14 protein-coding genes, 2 tRNA genes and 1 pseudogene are annotated in these 21,352 nt (G+C 64.7%); all 17 read left to right on the forward strand.

What is annotated here, in order from left to right; translation table 11 throughout:
• Positions 1–94, forward strand: a pseudogene (locus BMY35_RS31370) (elongation factor Tu); the annotation flags it as partial.
• 21 nt (positions 95–115) lie between these two features.
• Positions 116–191, forward strand: a tRNA-Trp gene (locus tag BMY35_RS31375).
• A 102-nt stretch (positions 192–293) separates the two neighbouring features.
• Positions 294–677, forward strand: coding sequence for a preprotein translocase subunit SecE (secE, locus tag BMY35_RS31380; protein ID WP_019658339.1), 384 nt, complete (start codon positions 294–296; stop codon positions 675–677).
• Entirely contained in the window at positions 678–1,289 is a 612-nt protein-coding gene (nusG, locus tag BMY35_RS31385) for a transcription termination/antitermination protein NusG (protein WP_093206992.1), read from the forward strand.
• A 137-nt stretch (positions 1,290–1,426) separates the two neighbouring features.
• Entirely contained in the window at positions 1,427–1,858 is a 432-nt protein-coding gene (rplK, locus tag BMY35_RS31390) for a 50S ribosomal protein L11 (protein WP_093206996.1), read from the forward strand.
• Positions 1,859–2,557 carry a 50S ribosomal protein L1 gene (rplA, locus tag BMY35_RS31395; RefSeq protein WP_093206999.1) on the forward strand — a complete coding sequence of 233 codons (699 nt, stop codon included), beginning with the start codon at positions 1,859–1,861 and terminating at the stop codon, positions 2,555–2,557.
• Positions 2,558–2,811: 254 nt separating this feature from the next.
• Positions 2,812–3,345: a 50S ribosomal protein L10 gene (gene rplJ / locus BMY35_RS31400; protein ID WP_019658335.1), complete on the forward strand. Its 534-nt coding sequence runs from the start codon at positions 2,812–2,814 to the stop codon at positions 3,343–3,345.
• Between the two features lie 45 nt (positions 3,346–3,390).
• Positions 3,391–3,768 carry a 50S ribosomal protein L7/L12 gene (gene rplL / locus BMY35_RS31405; protein WP_093207002.1) on the forward strand — a complete coding sequence of 126 codons (378 nt, stop codon included), beginning with the start codon at positions 3,391–3,393 and terminating at the stop codon, positions 3,766–3,768.
• 294 nt (positions 3,769–4,062) lie between these two features.
• On the forward strand, positions 4,063–8,187 hold the full coding sequence (rpoB, locus tag BMY35_RS31410) for a DNA-directed RNA polymerase subunit beta (protein ID WP_093207004.1): 4,125 nt from the start codon (positions 4,063–4,065) through the stop codon (positions 8,185–8,187).
• A gap of 21 nt (positions 8,188–8,208) precedes the next feature.
• Positions 8,209–12,444 carry a DNA-directed RNA polymerase subunit beta' gene (gene rpoC / locus BMY35_RS31415; protein WP_093207007.1) on the forward strand — a complete coding sequence of 1,412 codons (4,236 nt, stop codon included), beginning with the start codon at positions 8,209–8,211 and terminating at the stop codon, positions 12,442–12,444.
• Positions 12,445–12,542: 98 nt separating this feature from the next.
• Positions 12,543–13,154: a LemA family protein gene (locus BMY35_RS31420; protein WP_093207009.1), complete on the forward strand. Its 612-nt coding sequence runs from the start codon at positions 12,543–12,545 to the stop codon at positions 13,152–13,154.
• Positions 13,155–13,255: 101 nt separating this feature from the next.
• Positions 13,256–14,653: a 16S rRNA (cytosine(967)-C(5))-methyltransferase RsmB gene (rsmB, locus tag BMY35_RS31425; protein WP_177213752.1), complete on the forward strand. Its 1,398-nt coding sequence runs from the start codon at positions 13,256–13,258 to the stop codon at positions 14,651–14,653.
• Entirely contained in the window at positions 14,634–15,278 is a 645-nt protein-coding gene (locus BMY35_RS31430; RefSeq protein WP_093207012.1) for a DUF4390 domain-containing protein, read from the forward strand. The genes rsmB and BMY35_RS31430 overlap by 20 nt, the downstream gene beginning before the upstream one ends.
• On the forward strand, positions 15,275–17,617 hold the full coding sequence (locus BMY35_RS31435; RefSeq protein WP_093207015.1) for a sensor histidine kinase: 2,343 nt from the start codon (positions 15,275–15,277) through the stop codon (positions 17,615–17,617). The genes BMY35_RS31430 and BMY35_RS31435 overlap by 4 nt, the downstream gene beginning before the upstream one ends.
• A gap of 96 nt (positions 17,618–17,713) precedes the next feature.
• On the forward strand, positions 17,714–18,415 hold the full coding sequence (locus tag BMY35_RS31440; RefSeq protein WP_093207017.1) for a response regulator: 702 nt from the start codon (positions 17,714–17,716) through the stop codon (positions 18,413–18,415).
• A gap of 21 nt (positions 18,416–18,436) precedes the next feature.
• Positions 18,437–18,512: transfer RNA gene (locus tag BMY35_RS31445), tRNA-Phe, on the forward strand.
• Between the two features lie 171 nt (positions 18,513–18,683).
• Positions 18,684–20,027, forward strand: coding sequence for a tyrosine-type recombinase/integrase (locus tag BMY35_RS31450; RefSeq protein ID WP_093207020.1), 1,344 nt, complete (start codon positions 18,684–18,686; stop codon positions 20,025–20,027).
• The last annotated feature ends 1,325 nt before the right edge of the window (positions 20,028–21,352 follow it).

Here is a 21,352-nt window from a genome sequence, read left to right on the forward strand (position 1 = left end):
TCCGATCGCCATGGAAGAAGGCCTGCGCTTCGCTATCCGCGAAGGCGGCCGTACCGTGGGTTCGGGCGTCGTGGCGAAGATCCTCGACCTGTAAGCCGAGCGCGAAGAGTACCGGAGGGGTATAGCTCAATTGGCAGAGCGTCGGTCTCCAAAACCGAAGGTTGTAGGTTCGATTCCTACTGCCCCTGCCACTTAGGTGGCACTCCGAAAAGCCCGTCGCGTCCCGACGGGCTTCGGCGTCTCAAGAGACGCATTGAATTGAAGGCCTTCGGGTCACAGGAAATCAGCCGAACATGGCCACTTCTCAAATCGAAACCGTGAGCACCGGCGCCGACAAGGCCAAACTGGCCGCGGCGGTGGTGTTGGCAGTGGGCGCCATCGTGGCGTTCTATCTGCTGGCGCGTCAGGGCTCGCTGGTGCAATGGGCTGCGCTGCTGGTCGGTTTGGCCGCGGCAGTGGCTGCGTTCGGCAGTTCGGAGAATGGCCGCCAACTGTGGGCGTTCGGTCGTGATTCGTGGCGCGAGGTCAGGAAGGTCGTCTGGCCGACCCGCAAGGAAGCGATGCAGATGACGGCTTATGTGTTCGCCTTCGTGGCGATCATGTCCGTCTTCCTCTGGCTCACCGACAAGACGCTCGAATGGGTGTTTTTCGACCTCATTCTGGGCTGGAGAAAATAAATGATCGACGACGCAGTTGAAACCACGCCGAGCGCGCCGGAGGAAGAAAACACCTCCGTGCTGGCTCCTGCCGCCAACCCTGATCTGCGTTGGTACGTGGTGCATGCCTATTCGGGCATGGAAAAGGCCGTCGAGCGCAACATCACCGAGCGCATCAACCGCGCCGGCATGCAGGACAAGTTCGGCCGCATCCTGGTTCCGACCGAAGAAGTGGTCGAGATCAAGAACGGCCAGAAGCGCACCACCGAGCGCCGTTTCTTCCCCGGCTATGTGCTGGTCGAGATGATCATGGACGACGAAAGCTGGCATCTGGTGAAGCACACCAACAAGGTGACGGGCTTCGTGGGCGGCGCCAAGAACCGTCCGGCCCCGATCTCGCAGAAAGAGGTCGAGGACATCGTCAGCCAGATGCAGCAGGGCACCGAGAAGCCGCGCCACAAGATCGAATTCACCGTCGGTGAGTTCGTGCGCGTCAAGGAGGGTCCGTTCACCGACTTCAACGGCACCGTCGAGGAAGTCAACTACGAGAAGAGCAAGGTCAGCGTGTCGGTCATGATCTTCGGCCGCGCGACGCCTGTGGAACTCGAATTCAGCCAGGTCGAAAAGACCTGAGCCCCGGACCGAGAGGTCCGAACCACTCCTGGCTGCGCGTTGTCCGACTCGGCGCGCGGCTTTGATCGAAGAGTCGTTTAACCCCGGGGAGCCTCGGCCGCAAGCCAAGGCGATATCACCCGCAAGGAGCAAAAAGCATGGCGAAAAAAATCGTCGGCTTCATCAAGCTGCAAGTGCCAGCTGGTAAGGCCAACCCGTCCCCGCCGATCGGTCCCGCACTCGGTCAGCGCGGTCTGAACATCATGGAGTTCTGCAAGGCGTTCAACGCGCAGACGCAGAGCTACGAGCCGGGTCTGGCGCTGCCGGTGGTCATCACCGCGTTCGCCGACAAGAGCTTCACCTTCATCATCAAGTCGCCGCCGGCCGGCGTGCTGATCAAGAAGGCGATCAAGCTCGAGAAGGGCTCCGCACGTCCGCATACCGACAAGGTCGGCAAGATCACGCGTGCACAGCTCGAAGAGATCGCAAAGACCAAGATGAAGGACCTGACCGCTGCCGACATGGACGCCGCGGTTCGCACCATCGCTGGTACGGCCCGTTCGATGGGCGTGAATGTGGAGGGCGTGTAAATGTCCAAGATCACCAAGAAGCAGAAGTCGCTCGAAGGCAAGGTCGACAGCACCAAGCTGTACCCCCTGGCTGACGCGATCAACATCGTCAAGGAAGCCGCTACCGCCAAGTTCGACGAATCGATCGACGTGGCCGTGCAGCTCGGCATCGATGCGAAGAAGTCGGACCAGGTCGTGCGTGGCGCCGTCGTGCTGCCCAACGGCACCGGCAAGACCAAGCGCGTCGCCGTGTTCGCCCAGGGCGCCAAGGCTGAGGAAGCCAAGGCTGCCGGTGCCGACATCGTCGGCATGGACGACCTGGCTGCCATGGTCAAGGCTGGCGACATGCCTTTCGACGTCGTGATCGCTGCCCCTGACGCGATGCGCGTCGTCGGTACGCTCGGTCAGATCCTCGGTCCCCGCGGCCTGATGCCGAACCCGAAGGTCGGCACCGTGACCCCGGACGTCGCCACGGCCGTGAAGAACGCCAAGGCCGGCCAGGTTCAGTTCCGCGTCGACAAGGCAGGCATCGTGCACGGCACGATCGGCCGTCGCTCGTTCGACAACGACAAGCTGCAAGGCAACCTCGCCGCGCTGATCGACGCTCTGGTCAAGGCCAAGCCCGCGACCAGCAAGGGCGTGTACCTGCGCAAGGTGGCTGTTTCGTCGACCATGGGTCTGGGTGTCCGCGTGGACACGCAAACCATCTCGGCGAGCTAAGAAGGATCTGCCTCACCCGAAAGGGCGGGGCGGATGTGGTGGGTCGCGGCGGCTTCGGTTGCCGCGGGCCATCCAAGACCGCTGGTGTGCAGGGTGCTGCACTTAAACGCCGGACCTCCCTGTCCGGTATCCAGCGCAGATGGCGACCCCACTGCAAGGAATCAAGGAAGTCGATTTTTTGTTCCTGACAGTTGGTCGCTGCATGAAGCGCGATCCCAGGCTCCGGCCGAAGATCGCATTTAAAGGAGTAGACCTTGAGTCTGAATCGCAGTGAGAAAGAAGCGGTCATCAATGACGTGACCAGCCTCGCCGCAAAAGCTCAAACGCTCGTGATGGCGGAATACCGTGGCATCACGGTGGCCGATATGACCAAACTGCGCAACGAAGCGCGCAGCAAGGGTGTGAGCCTGAGTGTTCTGAAGAACACCCTGGCCCGCCGTGCTGTCGCTGGTAGCCCGTTTGAAGTCGTCGGCGACCAGATGACCGGTCCGCTGATCTATGGCTTCTCCGAAGACGCTGTGGCCGCCGCCAAGGTGGTGGCCGATTTCGCGAAGACCAACGACAAGTTGGTCATTCGCGGTGGCGCTTTCGGTGGCAAGGCCCTGGACGTCGAGGGCGTGAAGCAACTGGCCAACATCCCTTCGAAGGAAGTGCTGCTGGCGCAACTGCTGGGCTTGATGCAATCCCCGATCTCTCGTACCGCCCGCGTGCTCGCGGCGCTGGCCGAGAAGCGCGGTGGTGGCGAAGCTGCACCCGCCGATGCCCCGGCAGAAGCACAGGCAGCTTGAGCTGTCTGCGTTTGAAACATTCAACCCAATTGTTAGGAAACAAAAATGGCATTCGATAAAGACGCATTTCTGACCGCGCTCGACAGCATGACGGTCCTGGAACTCAACGACCTGGTCAAGGCCATCGAAGAGAAGTTCGGCGTGAGCGCCGCTGCAATGGCCGCTCCGGCTGCTGGTGGTGGCGGTGCCGCTGCTGCTGCAGTCGAAGAGAAGACCGAATTCAACGTCGTGCTGGTCGATGCCGGCGCGAACAAGGTTTCGGCGATCAAGGCAGTGCGCGAAATCACCGGCCTGGGCCTCAAGGAAGCCAAGGACCTGGTGGAAGCCGCTCCCAAGGCTGTCAAGGAAGGCCTGTCGAAGGCTGACGCTGAAGCCGCCAAGAAGAAGCTGGAAGACGCCGGCGCCAAGGTGGAACTGAAGTAATTCAGACCCCCTGGAGGGCTGGAGGTGCCTGCAAAGGCCCTCCAGCCTTTGCCGCTTTCAGAGCGCACTCAAAAGCCGGCTCGTTGCCGGCTTTCCCGGAGACCCGAAGGGCTCCGGAAAAGCCAGAGCGAGATGTTTTTTGAGTGTCTTCTGACCCCGACTGCAGAAGACCCCTTGGTTCGGGCGATGTGCAACGCATCGCTGTCCGCCAACGGCTGGTAGTGGCCAGCCGCCAAGCAGTGGTGCCCAGGCACTGCTGACAAGTCGCTGAAGATCTCAAGCACCGGAGCTCTCATGGCCCAATCGTCCGCGTACAGTTACACCGAACGCAAGCGCATCCGAAAAAGTTTCGGCAATCGCGACAGCGTCGTCGAAATCCCCTACCTGCTGCAGATGCAGAAAGACGCGTACACCGCGTTCCTGCAAGCCGGCATCCCGCCGAAACAACGTACCGTCGAAGGCCTGCAGGCCGCGTTCGACGCCGCCTTCCCGATCGTCTCGCACAACGGTTTCGTCGAGATGAAGTTCCTCGAGTACAACCTGGCGAAGCCGGCGTTCGACGTGCGCGAATGCCAGACCCGCGGCCTGACCTTCGCGTCGGCCGTGCGCGCCAAGGTGCAGCTCATCATCTATGACCGCGAGTCGTCGACCTCGCAGTCGAAGGTGGTCAAGGAAGTGAAGGAACAAGAGGTCTACATGGGCGAAGTGCCGCTCATGACGGACAAGGGTTCGTTCATCATCAACGGTACCGAGCGCGTGATCGTGTCGCAGCTGCACCGCTCGCCCGGCGTGTTCTTCGAGCACGACAAGGGCAAGACGCACAGCTCGGGCAAGCTGCTGTTCTCGGCCCGCGTGATTCCCTACCGCGGTTCGTGGCTCGACTTCGAGTTCGACCCGAAGGACATGCTGTACTTCCGCGTGGACCGTCGCCGCAAGATGCCGGTCACGATCCTGTTGAAGGCCATCGGCCTGAACCCGGAATCGATCCTCGCGAACTTCTTCGTGAACGACAACTTCCGCCTGATGGACAGCGGCGCGCAGATGGAGTTCGTCTCCGAGCGCCTGCGCGGCGAAGTCGCGCGCTTCGACATCACCGACAAGTCGGGCAAGGTCGTGGTCGCCAAGGACAAGCGCGTCACCGCGCGCCACACGCGTGAGCTCGAGCAGGGCGGCACCACGCACATCAGCGTGCCGGAAGACTTCCTGATCGGCCGCGTGATCGCCCGCAACATCGTCGACGCCGACTCCGGCGAGATCCTGGCCAAGGCCAACGACGAGCTGACCGAAGCGCTGCTGAAGAAGCTGCGCACGGCCGGCGTGCAGGACGTGCAGGTCATCTACACGAACGAACTCGACCAGGGCGCGTACATCTCGCAGACCCTGCGCATCGACGAAACCGTGGACGAGTTCGCCGCGCGCGTGGCCATCTACCGCATGATGCGCCCCGGCGAGCCGCCGACGGAAGACGCCGTGCAGGCCCTGTTCCAGCGCCTGTTCTACAACCCGGACACGTACGACCTGTCGCGCGTCGGCCGCATGAAGTTCAACGCCAAGGTCGGCCGCGACGAATCGACCGGCCCGATGGTGCTGACCAACGAGGACATCCTGGCCGTGGTCAAGATCCTCGTGGACCTGCGCAACGGCAACGGCGAAGTCGACGACATCGACCACCTGGGCAACCGCCGCGTGCGTTGCGTCGGCGAACTGGCCGAGAACCAGTACCGCACCGGCCTGGCACGTATCGAGAAGGCCGTGAAGGAGCGTCTGGGCCAGGCGGAGCAAGAGCCGCTGATGCCGCACGACCTGATCAACAGCAAGCCGATCTCGGCCGCGCTGAAGGAATTCTTCGGTGCTTCGCAGCTGTCGCAGTTCATGGACCAGACGAACCCGCTGTCCGAAATCACCCACAAGCGCCGCGTGTCGGCCCTTGGCCCGGGCGGTCTGACGCGCGAACGTGCAGGCTTCGAAGTGCGCGACGTGCACGTGACCCACTACGGCCGCGTGTGCCCGATCGAAACGCCTGAAGGCCCGAACATCGGTCTGATCAACTCGCTGGCCCTGTACGCCCGCCTGAACGAATACGGCTTCATCGAGACGCCGTACCGTCGCGTGGTGGACAGCAAGGTCACCAACGAGATCGACTACCTGTCGGCCATCGAGGAAGGCAAGTACGTCATCGCCCAGGCCAACGCGGCCCTGGACAAGGACGGCGTGCTGACCGGCGACCTGGTCTCGGCTCGTGAAGCCGGCGAATCGATCCTGGTCGGGGCCGAGCGCATCCAGTACATGGACGTGTCGCCCGCGCAGATCGTGTCGGTGGCCGCATCGCTCGTGCCGTTCCTCGAGCACGACGACGCGAACCGCGCGCTGATGGGCGCCAACATGCAGCGTCAGGCCGTGCCCGTGCTGCGTCCCGAGAAGCCGATGGTCGGTACCGGTATCGAGCGCGTTTCCGCGGTCGACTCGGGCACCGTGGTCACGGCCACCCGCGGCGGTATCGTCGACTACGTCGACGCGACCCGTGTCGTGGTGCGCGTGAACGACGCCGAAGCGGCTGCCGGTGAAGTCGGTGTGGACATCTACAACCTGATCAAGTATCAGCGTTCGAACCAGAACACCAACATCCACCAGCGCCCCATCGTCAAGCGCGGCGACAAGATCGCCAAGGGCGACGTGGTGGCCGACGGCGCATCGACCGACCTCGGCGAACTGGCCCTCGGCCAGAACATGCTGATCGCGTTCATGCCCTGGAACGGCTACAACTTCGAAGACTCGATCCTGATCTCGGAACGCGTCGTCGCCGAAGACCGCTACACCTCGATCCACATCGAGGAACTGGTGGTGATGGCTCGCGACACGAAGCTGGGCGCCGAAGAAATCACGCGCGACATCCCGAACCTGGCCGAGCAGCAGCTCAACCGCCTCGACGAGTCCGGCATCATCTATGTCGGCGCCGAAGTGCAGCCGGGCGACACGCTGGTGGGCAAGGTCACGCCGAAGGGCGAGACCACGCTGACGCCTGAAGAGAAGCTGCTTCGCGCCATCTTCGGCGAGAAGGCTTCCGACGTGAAGGACACCTCGCTGCGCGTGGACCAGGGCTCGCAAGGCACCGTGATCGACGTGCAGGTGTTCACCCGCGAAGGCATCCAGCGCGACAAGCGCGCCCAGCAGATCATCGACGACGAGCTGAAGCGCTTCCGCCTCGACCTGAACGACCAGCTTCGCATCGTCGAAGCCGATGCGTTCGACCGTATCGAGAAGCTGCTGACCGGCAAGGTCGCCAACGGCGGCCCGAACAAGCTGGCCAAGGGCACCAAGCTCGACAAGGCCTACCTGTCGTCGGTCGAGAAGTTCCACTGGTTCGACATCCGCCCGGCGGAAGACGAAGTGGCGACGCAGCTCGAGTCGATCAAGAACTCGCTGGAGCAGACGCGCCACAGCTTCGACCTCGCGTTCGAAGAAAAGCGCAAGAAGCTCACGCAGGGCGACGAGCTGCCCGCCGGCGTGCTCAAGATGGTCAAGGTGTACCTGGCCGTCAAGCGCCGCCTGCAGCCCGGCGACAAGATGGCCGGCCGCCACGGCAACAAGGGCGTGGTGTCGAAGATCGTTCCGGTCGAAGACATGCCTCACATGGCCGACGGCACGCCGTGCGACATCTGCCTGAACCCGCTGGGCGTGCCCTCGCGGATGAACGTGGGCCAGGTTCTCGAAGTGCATCTGGGCTGGGCCGGCAAGGGCGTGGGCCAGCGCATCGGTGACCTGCTGCAGCAGGAGGCCAAGGTGGCCGAGCTGCGCAAGTTCATGGAGCAGTTGTACAACGGTTCGGGCCGCAAGGAAGACATCGCCTCGCTGAGCGACACCGAACTGCTCGAGATGGCAGGCAACCTGCAAAACGGCGCGACTTTCGCGACGCCGGTGTTCGACGGTGCCTCGGAAGAGGAAATCCGCGGCATGCTGAAGCTGGCCTACCCGGACGACATCGCCAAGGCCAAGGGCCTGACCGACAGCCGCACGCAGGCCTACCTGTTCGACGGCCGCACCGGCGACCAGTTCGAGCGTCCCGTCACCGTCGGCTACATGCACTTCCTGAAGCTGCATCACCTGGTGGACGACAAGATGCACGCCCGCTCGACCGGCCCGTACTCGCTGGTCACGCAGCAGCCTCTGGGCGGCAAGGCGCAGTTCGGCGGCCAGCGTTTCGGGGAAATGGAAGTGTGGGCGCTCGAAGCCTACGGCGCTTCCTACGTCCTGCAGGAAATGCTGACCGTGAAGTCCGACGACGTGCAAGGCCGTACCAAGGTGTACGAAAGCATCGTCAAGGGCGAGCACTCGATCGAAGCCGGCATGCCGGAATCGTTCAACGTGCTGGTCAAGGAAATCCGTTCGCTGGGTCTCGACATCGAGCTCGAGCGTTCCTAATTTGAAAAGGGAAAGAGTCTTATGAAATCGCTACTCGACCTGTTCAAGCAATTCACGCCCGATGAGCATTTCGATGCCATCAAGATCGGTATGGCTTCGCCCGAGAAGATCCGTTCGTGGTCCTTCGGCGAGGTGAAGAAGCCCGAGACGATCAACTACCGCACGTTCAAGCCCGAGCGCGACGGTCTCTTCTGCGCGAAGATCTTCGGCCCCATCAAGGACTACGAGTGCCTGTGCGGCAAGTACAAGCGCCTGAAGCACCGCGGCGTGATCTGCGAGAAGTGTGGCGTCGAAGTCACGCAGACCAAGGTGCGTCGCGAGCGCATGGGTCACATCGACCTGGCCGCGCCCTGCGCCCACATCTGGTTCCTGAAGTCGCTGCCGTCGCGTCTGGGCCTCGTGCTCGACATGACGCTGCGCGACATCGAGCGCGTGCTGTACTTCGAAGCCTACGTGATCACCGACCCCGGCATGACCCCGCTGAAGAAGTTCGGCATCATGTCCGAGGACGACTACGACGCGAAGCGCAAGGAATACGGTGACGAGTTCGTCGCCAAGATGGGCGCCGAAGGCATCAAGGACCTGCTGGAAGGCATCGAGCTCGACAGCGAGATCGAACGCCTGCGCGGCGACCTGACCGGCTCCGAAGTCAAGGTCAAGAAGAACTCCAAGCGCCTGAAGGTGCTGGAAGCCTTCCGCAAGTCGGGCATCAAGCCCGAGTGGATGGTGCTCGACGTGCTGCCCGTGCTGCCGCCGGACCTGCGTCCGCTGGTGCCGCTGGACGGCGGCCGCTTCGCGACCTCCGACCTGAACGACCTGTACCGCCGCGTCATCAACCGCAACTCGCGTCTGCGCCGCCTGCTGGAGCTGAAGGCTCCGGAAATCATCGCGCGCAACGAGAAGCGGATGCTGCAGGAAGCCGTCGACTCGCTGCTGGACAACGGCCGCCGCGGCAAGGCCATGACGGGCGCCAACAAGCGCGCACTGAAGTCGCTGGCCGACATGATCAAGGGCAAGAGCGGTCGCTTCCGCCAGAACCTGCTGGGCAAGCGCGTCGACTACTCGGGCCGTTCGGTCATCGTGGTGGGCCCGACGCTCAAGCTGCATCAGTGCGGCCTGCCGAAGCTGATGGCGCTCGAGCTGTTCAAGCCCTTCATCTTCTCGCGCCTCGAAGCCATGGGCATCGCGACCACGATCAAGGCTGCCAAGAAGGAAGTCGAATCGGGCACGCCGGTGGTCTGGGACATCCTGGAAGAGGTCATCAAGGAGCACCCGGTCATGCTGAACCGCGCTCCTACGCTGCACCGTCTGGGCATCCAGGCCTTCGAGCCGATCCTGATCGAAGGCAAGGCCATCCAGCTGCACCCGCTCGTCTGCGCGGCATTCAACGCCGACTTCGACGGCGACCAGATGGCCGTCCACGTGCCGCTGTCGGTGGAAGCGCAGATGGAAGCCCGCACGCTGATGCTGGCCTCCAACAACGTGCTGTTCCCGGCTTCGGGCGAACCGTCGATCGTTCCTTCGCAGGACGTGGTGCTGGGTCTGTACTACACGACCCGCGACCGCATCAACGGCAAGGGCGAAGGCCTGGTCTTCTCCGACATCGGTGAGGTCCAGCGCGCGCTCGACGCCAACGAAGTCGAACTCACCGCCAAGGTGGCAGTGCGTATCACGGAGTACACCAAGAACAAGGAAACCGGCGAATTCACGCCGTCGACCTCGCTCGTGGACACCACCGTGGGCCGCGCGCTGCTGTCCGAGATCCTGCCGAAGGGCCTGCCGTTCTCGAACATCAACAAGGCGCTGAAGAAGAAGGAGATCTCCAAGCTCATCAACGTCTCGTTCCGCAAGTGCGGCCTGAAGGAAACCGTTGTCTTCGCAGACAAGCTGCTGCAGAACGGCTTCCGCCTGGCGACCAAGGCCGGCATCTCGATCGCCATCGACGACATGCTGGTGCCTTCGGAGAAGCACGGCATCATCGAGCGCTCGGCCAAGGAAGTGAAGGAGATCGAGCAGCAGTACGTCTCGGGTCTCGTGACCTCCGGCGAACGCTACAACAAGGTGGTGGACATCTGGGGCAAGGCCGGCGACGAAGTGTCGAAGGTGATGATGGCCAAGCTGTCGAAGCAGAAGGTCATCGACCGCAACGGCAAGGAAGTCGAGCAGGAGTCCTTCAACTCGATCTACATGATGGCCGACTCGGGTGCCCGCGGTTCCGCGGCCCAGATTCGCCAGGTGGCCGGCATGCGCGGCCTGATGGCCAAGCCTGACGGCTCGATCATCGAGACGCCCATTACCGCGAACTTCCGCGAAGGCCTGAACGTGCTGGAGTACTTCATCTCCACCCACGGTGCCCGTAAGGGTCTGGCCGACACGGCGCTGAAGACGGCGAACTCGGGCTACCTGACCCGTCGTCTGGTCGACGTGACGCAGGATCTGGTCGTCACCGAGCAGGACTGCGGCACGCACGGCGGCTACCTGATGCGCGCCATCGTCGAAGGCGGTGAAGTCATCGAATCGCTGCGCGACCGTATCCTCGGCCGTACCGCTGCCGACGACGTGCTGCACCCCGAGAACCGCGCGGTGCTGCTGAAGGCCGGCGAGATGTTCGACGAGGACACCATCGAGGAGCTCGAGGCGCAGGGCGTGGACGAGGTCAAGGTGCGTACCGCGCTGACCTGCGAAACCCGCTTCGGCATCTGCTCGACCTGCTACGGCCGCGACCTGGGCCGCGGCGGCCTGATCAACATCGGCGAAGCCGTCGGTGTGATCGCCGCCCAGTCCATCGGCGAACCGGGCACGCAGCTGACGATGCGTACCTTCCACATCGGTGGTGCCGCTTCGCGCGCCGCCATCGCCTCGAGCGTGGAAGCCAAGTCGAACGGCTCGATCGGCTTCAACGCCACGATGCGCTACGTGACCAACAGCAAGGGCGAGCTGGTCGTGATCTCGCGTTCGGGTGAAATCATCATCCACGACGAGCACGGCCGCGAGCGCGAGCGCCACAAGGTGCCGTACGGCGCGACCCTGACGGTCAAGGCCGACCAGCAGATCAAGGCTGGCCATGTCCTGGCCAACTGGGACCCGCTGACCCGCCCGATCATCACGGAATTCGCCGGCAAGACGCAGTTCGAGAACGTCGAGGAAGGCCTCACGGTCGCCAAGCAGGTGGACGAAGTGACCGGTCTGTCGACCCTGGTCGTGATCGACCCGAAGCGCCGCGGCGCCGCCAAGGTCGTTCGTCCGCAGGTGAAGCTCATCGACGCCTCCGGCGCCGAAGTGAAGATCCCGGGCACCGACCACTCGGTGACGATCGGCTTCCCGATCGGCGCGCTGGTGCAGGTGCGTGACGGCCAGGACGTGGGCCCCGGCGAAGTGCTGGCGCGTATTCCGGTCGAAGGCCAGAAGACCCGCGACATCACCGGCGGTCTGCCGCGCGTTGCCGAGCTGTTCGAAGCCCGTTCGCCGAAGGACAAGGGCATGCTGGCCGAAATGACCGGCACCGTGTCGTTCGGCAAGGAAACGAAGGGCAAGATCCGCCTGCAGATCACCGATCCGGAAGGCACGGTCTGGGAAGACCTCGTGCCGAAGGAAAAGAACATCCTGGTGCACGAAGGCCAGGTGGTGAACAAGGGCGAATCCGTGGTCGACGGCCCGGCGGACCCGCAGGACATCCTGCGCCTGCTGGGTTCGGAAGAACTGGCGCGCTACATCGTGGACGAAGTGCAGGACGTGTACCGCCTGCAGGGCGTGAAGATCAACGACAAGCACATCGAGGTGATCGTTCGCCAGATGCTGCGCCGCGTCGTGGTCGACAACATCGGCGACACGAGCTACATCTCCGGCGAACAGGTCGAACGCAGCGAAATGCTCAACACCAACGACGCCCTGCGCGCCGAAGGCAAGATCCCCGCGACGTTCACCAACCTGCTGCTGGGTATCACGAAGGCATCGCTGTCGACCGACTCGTTCATCTCGGCTGCTTCGTTCCAGGAAACGACGCGCGTGCTGACCGAAGCCGCGATCATGGGCAAGCGCGACGAGCTGCGCGGCCTGAAGGAAAACGTCATCGTCGGTCGCCTGATCCCCGCGGGCACCGGCATGGCGTACCACCAGGCACGCAAGGTCAAGGACGCCATGGACGAGGCCGAGCGCCGCGCCATCGCCGAATCGGAAGCAGCCGAACTGGCTGGCTCCGGTGAAGCCGATGCGGCTGCCAGCACGACGGAAGCCAGCGAAGGCGCTGCGACCGAATAACTGGTTAGCATCACCGGCCATGACCGGTACATCACGCCCCCCGACCGCCCCCGGTTGGGGGGCGTTTTTCTTTGTGTTTCCATGAGGTTTAGTCGTCGATGAGTCTGTTGCCCGAATCGATGGCCGGCTGGATCGTGATCGCGATCCTGCTGTTCTGGTTTGTCGGTGCCTACAACCGGCTGGTGCGTCTGCGCGCGGCCGTGCTGCAGGCCTATGGCCAGCTCGATGCGGCGCTGGGCAAGCAGCTGGATTTCGTGCAGGCCAGCATCGCGGCGGGGCCGCAACCCGAGGCCGCGCCCACGGGCGAGCTGCTGTCTTCGGTCGCACCGCTGCAGGCGGCAACCGCGCAGCTCGCCACCCTGCTGGGAGCGACCCGGCTGCGACCGCTCGATGTCGGCGGCATGGCCGCGCTGGCCACCGCGCTGCAGGTCTGGATCGGAGCCTGGCAGCGCCAGCACCCCGACCAGGTGACGGTGTTCGATGCCGACGGCACGCTGTCGCGGCCCGTACCGCTGCAGCCCGGCACGACAACGACCGTGGTGTCCGGCGCCGCCGAGCCGATCGGCTGGCCCGAGCCCTCGGCCGCGGCCGAGATCGCGCGCAGCCAGTTCAACCTGGCGGTGGCGCAATACAACGCCGCGATCGCGCAGTTTCCGGCGGTACTGGTGGCATGGGCCGTGCGTCTGCGTCCGGCAGCTCCGCTGCTCTGAATAGAGCTTGCGGCGCGCTTCGACCACCGTTTCTCTCCGTTTCTTCTTCTTTCCATGCGCGAAGTCCGGCCTTTGGCCGGCCCGTTACCATCGCCTCCAACTTGTCAGAACTACCTTCCGATCCTTCCCGCAGGGGCCATGGCGATACGCCGCCGCTGCAACAACCTCCGCTCTGGCGCCAGCTGCAGCTGACTGCGACGGCGCTGGCGTCGATCCGGGCCGGCACCTCGGGCTCGGTGGCCTTCGAAGCCGTCGAGCCCGCGCTGCGGCCGGGCGTGCAGGCGCTCGGCTTCCAGGTGCTGCGCTGGCTCGGCCGCGCCGAGGCCCTGCGCCGCCATCTGGCCAAGCGCACCCCGCCGCCCCTGCCCGATGCATTGCTGTGCACCGCGCTGGCGCTTGCCTGGGACGCCACGCACGCGCCCTACGAACCTTTCACGCTGGTCGACCAGGCCGTCGAGGCCGCCAAGCGCAACCCGGCCACGCGGGCGCAGGCCAGCTTCATCAACGCTTGCCTGCGGCGCTTCCTGCGGGAGCGCGACGAGCTCGTGGCCGCCACCGACACCGAACCCGTCGCGCAATGGAACCATCCGCGCTGGTGGATCGAGCGCCTCAGGCGCGACCATCCGCGCGAGTGGCAACGCGTGCTCGGTGCCGACAACGCGCAGGCGCCGATGACGCTGCGGGTCAATGCCCAGAAGACGACCGCTGCTTCCTATCTCGCCGAGCTGGAGGCCGTCGGCCTGGGCGCGACGCGCGTGGGGCCCAGCGGCCTGCAGCTGGCTCGCGCCCGCCCCGTGCAGCAGCTGCCTGGTTTTGTCGATGGCGCTTGCTCGGTGCAGGACGCCGCCGCGCAGATGGCCGCGCCGCTGCTGCTCGACGGCCTGCTGCAGCCAGCGAAGCCCGGCGAGACGGCCGCGCCGCTGCGCGTGCTCGACGCCTGCGCCGCTCCCGGCGGCAAGACCGCCCATCTGCTCGAGATGGCGAGCCCCGGCGCCATCGACGTCACCGCGCTAGAAGTCGATGCAACGCGCAGCCGCCGCATCGACGAAACCCTGGCCCGCCTCGGGCTCCAGGCCAGGGTGCTCGTCGCCGATGCGGCCCGGCCGGCCCAGTGGTGGGACGGCACGCCCTTCGACGCCATCCTGCTCGACGCGCCATGCACCGCCTCGGGCATCGTGCGGCGCCATCCCGACGTGCGCTGGCTGCGCCGCGAAAGCGACACCGCCCAGCTCGCCGCCCAGCAGGCCGCGCTTCTGGCGGCCCTGTGGCCGCTGGTGCGGCCCGGCGGGCGGCTTCTGTACTGCACTTGCTCCGTGTTCCGCGAAGAGGGTTCGCAACAAATTGATGCGTTTCTTGTACACAACACCGACGCACGATTGCTGCCATCGCCGGGCCATTTGCTGCCCCAAAGCGGGTCGAATGCCCGCAGCGTCCCGGACAATGCCTCTGGTGACCACGACGGCTTCTTCTACGCCCTGCTTGAAAAGCGTCCGCGTTGAGCGACGGCGCCGGCTGATCCTGTCGCTGCCCGTCCTGCTCTGGATCTGGGCGATGTGGATGGCCTTCCTGCCGGCTCCGGTCTCCGCACAGGGCCGCAACGGCGCGTCGATCACCCAGATGCGGCTGGAGCAGTCCGACGACGGCATCTACTTCAGTGCCGCGGTGCAGTTCGAGCTGCCCTCGCTGGTCGAGGAGGTGCTCGACAAGGGCATCGCCGTCTATTTCGTGGCCGAGGCCGAACTCTTCCAGGAGCGCTGGTACTGGACCGACCGCAAGGTCGCGCAGGTCACGCGCCACATGCGGCTGGCCTACCAGCCGCTCACGCGGCGCTGGCGGCTCAACGTGTCGGCGGCGCCGATGACCGGCGCGGCCGGCCTGGGCATCTCGCTGAACCAGAACTTCGACACCCTCGGCGATGCGCTCGATGCCATCAAGCGAGTCGGCCGCCTGCGCATGGGCGACGTGGCCGAGATCGGCGACGATCCGCAGCACCAGGTCACGTTCCGGTTCAGGCTCGACACCTCGCAGCTGCCGCGCCCCTTCCAGATCGGCGTGGTCGGCCAGTCCGACTGGAACATCGCCGTCGAGCGCACCGCGCGTCTCGCGGTGGAGAAGCAGAAGTGAGCACGCCGGAGCGCGGCGGCACGTCGGCCTCGTCGGCCTCGTCGGCCGCGAGCCGCGCGCGGGCCCGGCGCTGGGCCATCGGTGTCGGAGCCGCGCTGGTCACGGCCATCGGCCTCGTGCTGATGTTCCTGCTGGCCCAGGCCACCAACAATCGCGCGCTGTACGAGCGCTACTACGTGCGCCTGTTCGGCATCAACGTCGTGGTGGCGGTTCTGCTGGTGCTGGTGATCGGCTGGGTGGCCTTTCGCCTGCTGCGGCGCCTGCGACAGGGCAAGTTCGGCAGCCGGCTGCTCATCAAGCTCGCGGCCATCTTCGCGCTGGTGGGGGTGGTGCCGGGCGCGCTGGTCTACGTGGTGTCGTACCAGTTCGTCGCGCGGTCGATCGAGAGCTGGTTCGACGTCAAGGTGGAAGGCGCGCTCGACGCCGGCCTGAACCTCGGACGCGCCACGCTCGATTCGCTGTCCGACGATCTTGCCGTCAAGACGCGCAGCGCCAGCGCGCAGCTGGCGCAGGTGCCCGACGCCAGCGCGGGCCTGGTGCTCGAGCGCATCCGGGACCAGCTCGAGGCCAGCGACGTCATTCTCTGGACCGGCAGCGGCCAGCTGGTGGCCAGTGCAGGCACCTCGCGCTTCCAGCTCAATCCCGAGCGCCCGACCGTGCAGCAGTTTCGCCAGGTGCGCCCCGAGCGCGCCGTCGCGCACGTCGAGGGGCTTGACGAAACCACCGCGGCTGGCGCCACTCCGCCGGTCGCGAGCGTGCGTGCGCTCGCCATGGTGCAAAGGCCGGGTTTCGACTTCGACACCGCGCCGCGCTATCTGCAGGTCACGCGGCCGCTGCCGCCGGCGGTGGTCAAGAACGCGCTGGACGTGCAGGAGGCCAACCGCGAGTACCAGGAGCGTGCGATCGCGCGCGAGGGGCTACGCCGCATGTACATCGGCACGCTCACGCTGAGCCTGTTCCTCGCCGTGTTCGGCGCGGTGCTGCTGGCCGTGCTCTTCGGCAACCAACTCGCGCGCCCGCTGCTCGTGCTGGCCGACGGCGTGCGGCAGGTGGCCGCCGGCGACCTGAGGCCCACCGCCGTGCTGCAGGGCAAGGACGAGCTGGGCGGCCTTACGCGCTCCTTCGCCGTCATGACACAACAGCTGGCCGATGCGCGTGGCGCGGTCGAGAAGACCATGGGCCAGCTCGACGCGGCGCGGGCCAACCTGCAGACCATCCTCGACAACCTGACCTCGGGCGTGATCGTGCTCGATGCCAAGGGCACCGTGCTGTCCACCAACCCGGGCGCGACCCGCGTGCTGCGCGCGCCGCTCGCGGCCTACGAAGGCCGGCTGCTCGTCGAAGTGCCTGGGCTGGCGGAGTTCGGTGCCAAGGTGCAGCAGCAGTTCGAGGACTTTCTCGTCGAGCGCATGCAGCACGGCCTCGACCACTGGCAGCATGCCTTCGAGCTGCATGCCTCCGGTGCCGACCTGCCGCAGCAGGACGGTGCCATCAACATCGTCGCGCGTGGCGCCGAACTGCCCGGTGCCGCGCGGCTGCTGGTGTTCGACGACATTTCCGAGATCGTCTCGGCCCAGCGCGCGCAGGCCTGGGGCGAAGTGGCGCGCCGGCTCGCGCACGAGATCAAGAATCCGCTCACGCCGATCCAGCTCTCGGCCGAGCGGCTCGAGATGAAGCTCTCCGGCAAGGTCCAGCCGCCCGAGCAGGCCGTGCTCGTGAAGTCGGTGAAGACCATCGTCGACCAGGTCGATGCGATGAAGCGGCTGGTGAACGAATTCCGCGACTACGCGCGCCTGCCCGCTGCCGACCTGAAGCCGGTGGACCTGAACGCACTGCTGACCGACGTGCTCCAGCTCTATAGCGCGGAGAACCTGCCGATCACGCTGCGCTCCGAACTCGACGAACGCTGCCCGCCCATCCGTGGCGACGCGCAGCAGATCCGCCAGGTCATACACAACCTGTTGCAAAACGCGCAGGACGCCGCCGAGGCCGCCGCCAGCGGCACGGGCAAGGTCGGCGAGGTCACCATCCGCACGCGGCTCGGCGACTCCGGCCAGCGCGTGCGACTGACCGTGCAGGACACCGGACCGGGCTTCGCCGAGAACATCCTCAAGCGCGCGTTCGAGCCCTACGTCACCACGAAAACAAAAGGTACCGGTTTAGGGCTGGCGGTCGTCAAGAAGATCGCCGACGAGCATGGTGCGCGCATCGAGCTTTCCAACCGCGTCGTCGATGGGGCTGTAGCGGGGGCACAAGTCTCGCTATCATTCGCGCTGGCAGGCGAGCCGCAGGCAGCGGTCGCTCACACCGAAGATTCGTCGAAGTCTTCCGCCGCCTGAGCCGCACGCACGAACGAATGTCCGTCGCACAGGCGACGGATCGGCCAGCGACTCGACAAACATTGCAGACACCAGCGCACACAACAAGCATCACTCATGGCAAACATTCTCGTGGTCGATGACGAGCTGGGCATCCGGGACCTGCTCTTCGAAATTCTCAATGACGAAGGCCACAACGTGGAGCTCGCGGAGAACGCAGCCGAAGCTCGCGCTGCACGCCAGCGCGCACGGCCCGACCTCGTGCTGCTCGACATCTGGATGCCCGATACCGACGGCGTCACGCTGCTCAAGGAGTGGTCCACCGCGGGCCTCCTGACCATGCCCGTCATCATGATGAGTGGCCACGCCACCATCGACACCGCGGTCGACGCCACGCGCATCGGCGCGTTCGCCTTCCTCGAAAAGCCCATCACCATGCAGAAGCTGCTCAAGGCGGTGGAGCAGGGCCTGGCCCGCGAGAACGCACGCCGTGCCGCCGCGGGCGTGGTGCCCGCGCCGGTCACCGGCAGCCAGTCGGCAGCCATCACGACGACGGGCGACAGCCTGCTGATGGCGTCGCTGGCCTCGGTGCCCGTGGCCGATGCCGGCCCGCAATCGACCCAGAGCTTCGACCTCGACCGCCCGCTGCGCGACGCGCGCGACGGATTCGAGAAGGCGTACTTCGAGTTCCACCTCGCGATGGAGAACGGCTCGATGACCCGCGTCGCCGAGAAAACCGGCCTCGAGCGCACCCATCTCTACAGAAAACTCAAACAACTTGGCGTTGATCTTTCAAGAGGGCGAAGAAGCGCTGTATAATTTGAGGCTGCACACAGCAACGGCCCGGTAGCTCAGTTGGTAGAGCAGCGGATTGAAAATCCGCGTGTCGGTGGTTCGATTCCGCCCCAGGCCACCATCTTTCTTTCTCGGTAGAACCCAAGACAGCTTAAAAGTCCTTGTACATCAAGGACTTAGCCTGAAAAGGCGGCTCAGGCGGCATCATCCGATCTCACATAGTCCTGTTCTTGCGTGTACCCCACGGTGTACCCCAGACTGCTTTTCAACCGCAGTCGATTTTGGGTACACCATGGGGCAACTCAACGAACTTCAGATCAGGGCGGCAGCGCCGCGTGACAGGGAATATTTGCTGGCGGACGGCGAGGGCCTTTACCTTCGCGTGCGACCGACCGGCAAAGTGTGGGTCTATCGTTACAAGCGGCACGGCAAAGAAGCCAAGCTCAGTATCGGTCACTACCCGGCGGTGACACTCGCGACGGCGCGCCGGAAAGCGCGCCTAGAAGCCGAGAAGCGCGCCGATGGTGTCGATCCCCGGGAGGCCCGGCGCGTAGAGGTCGAGCGTGCTCGTGTCGCACGCCTCAATACCTTCGAACTGACCGCCCGGGCCTGGCATGTGCAGGCGTGGAAGGACCGCGAATGGTCGGCCGGCTATGCCGGAAAAGTTATGCGCCACCTAGAACTGCACGTCTTTCCCTGGATCGGTGCGCTCGCCATCGAGGCCATCTTGCCGACCGAGGTGGTCCGATGTCTGCACCGCATCAAGGAGCGCGGCAATCTGGAGACGGCGCAGCGAGTGCGCGAAGCGGTGCAGCATGTGTTCCAGTACGCTGTCGACGTGGGCGCGCTAGATCCGGCTCGGAACTTCGTGAACGGTCGCACGGGCGGCCTGCCGCCACCTCGCACTCGACACTATGCGGCCATCACGGATCCGCAGAAGCTCGGCCAGTTGCTTCGTGACATGCGCGCGTACAACGGCAATGTCATCACGCGTGCGGCCTTGCAGCTATCGCCCTTGTTGTTCCAGCGGCCTGGTCAGCTGCGCTTGGCGCATTGGGAAGATGTAGATCTCAATCAGGCGCTTTGGCGTTGCCCACCCGAGAAGATGAAGTTGAGGGAGTGGAAGAAGCGAGACGTACGCACGCCGGCACACCTCGTGCCGCTGCCGACCCAGGCGGTCGAAATTCTGCGCGATATCCATCCGCTGACCGGTCCTAGCGGGCCGATCTTCCGCAGCATGTCGAAGCGTTCCGAGAAGACGCGGTACATGAGCGACAACACCATCAACAGTGCGCTGCGTACATTGGGCTATGACACGAAAGAGCAGATCACGGGCCACGGGTTTCGCGCCACGGCCCGGACGCTGATCCGCGAACTGTTGGGGTGGGATCGTGAGGTAATCGAGCGGCATTTGGCACACGGCTCCGATGAGGAGTTGGGAAGCGCCTATGACCGCGCCACTTTTCTGAATCAACGGCGCCAGATGATTCAGTTGTGGGCGGATCTGCTTGATGACCTGGCTGCGGACAGCGCGTTGGCGATGCCTGTTTGCACGGAGTTTGCGACGGTAAGGGCGAGCGAGATGGGCGTGGAGGAGGCGGGCTCTTTCCACCGCACTGCTCAGCTCGAAGTTTGATTCGAAAGCGATGCTGACGCGCTGCAGTGGCATACCTTTGCCGGATCTCGATCGGGGGGCGTTCGTCGCGAGAAAAGTCCCCTTGCTTCGAGGCAAGCGTTGCAACCTGCCGATCGAATATGCCAAGTATTCTGGTCTACACCACCGAGCTTCTTGATGTTGGCTGGCGGTATGGCAAGCAACTAATTGAGCGACCTCTCATTGAACCTAATTTCTGTCTAGGATTTGGCTTTCAGAACCCGTGCCGATGCGTTCGTTCTTCCTCGCACTGCCGATTCGCCGGACAGCGTCTTGCGAATCTCCTCGTCGGCTGAACCAAAAGCATGTCTCGAAGTGGAGGAACGCCAAGCATCGAGCGCAATAGACCAGCACGGTCGACCTGTACGTGATGTCGACGATCGGCGAACTGCGGGTACAGGACGTCGAGCTATCGCGTGTGCCGACGGTGCTGGAGGTGATCTGAATCATGAAGACCGAAACCGTCTAGCGGCCACGTGATCGCAACGAAGCTGTTCTGGAGTGGGCTCTGGTACGCGGCTATCGGGAAGGCGCGAACGCGGCGCGCTGGCGCGGCCACGTCGACCAGATAATGGGCCGTGCGCGAAAGCTCAAGAAGGTGACGCACCACCCTGTGCGACCGTCGACCAAGCGGGCGCGTTCATGGTTGACTTGCGCGGCGTGGAGGGATGCAGTGCCCTGGCGTTGGACCAGGCCGTGCTGCCGGGCGAAGTGCGCGGCCGGTGGGCCGAAATCGACCTCGATGCGCAGCTGTGGATCATCCCTGTCGAGCTCATGAAAGCGAAGAAGGAGCACAGCGTACCGCTGTCTAAGCAAGCAATCCAGCTGATGGAGGCACTGGATCGGATCGAGGGCTCGGGCCTCGTACTCCCCGGCCGCAAGCCGCTACAGTCGCTCAGCGAGATCAGTCTGACGACGTGCATGCGCCGCATGACAAGCACGTCACACGGGCAGGTCGTTGGTGCCTCACGGCTGCCGCAGCACGTTGGGAACTGGGGCGGAGCTCGTAGGGAGGCACTCCAACACTGGCTCACTTCTTCTTCAGCGCGGACACGCAGGGGTTAAGACGTGCCAGTGTCGCGCTTTTTTCGGGGCCAAGGCGCGGCGCACGGACTTCTGCCATGCCTGCGGGGCAGGGCAGGGGCTGGTGGTCGACCGCATCGGGGCCGTGGCGGGCTACCGGTATGAGCTCCTGGGGCACTCGCTGTCGCGCGAACGGTTCGTTGAGCCCTATCTCGTCACATTGTTGCCGGAGGCTCGCTGCCGCTGCACGCCGTGCGAGGCACCCGGCTACCACTTCCAGGCCT

Source organism: Variovorax sp. YR750, from assembly GCF_900109805.1.
Lineage (GTDB): Bacteria > Pseudomonadota > Gammaproteobacteria > Burkholderiales > Burkholderiaceae_C > Variovorax > Variovorax gossypii.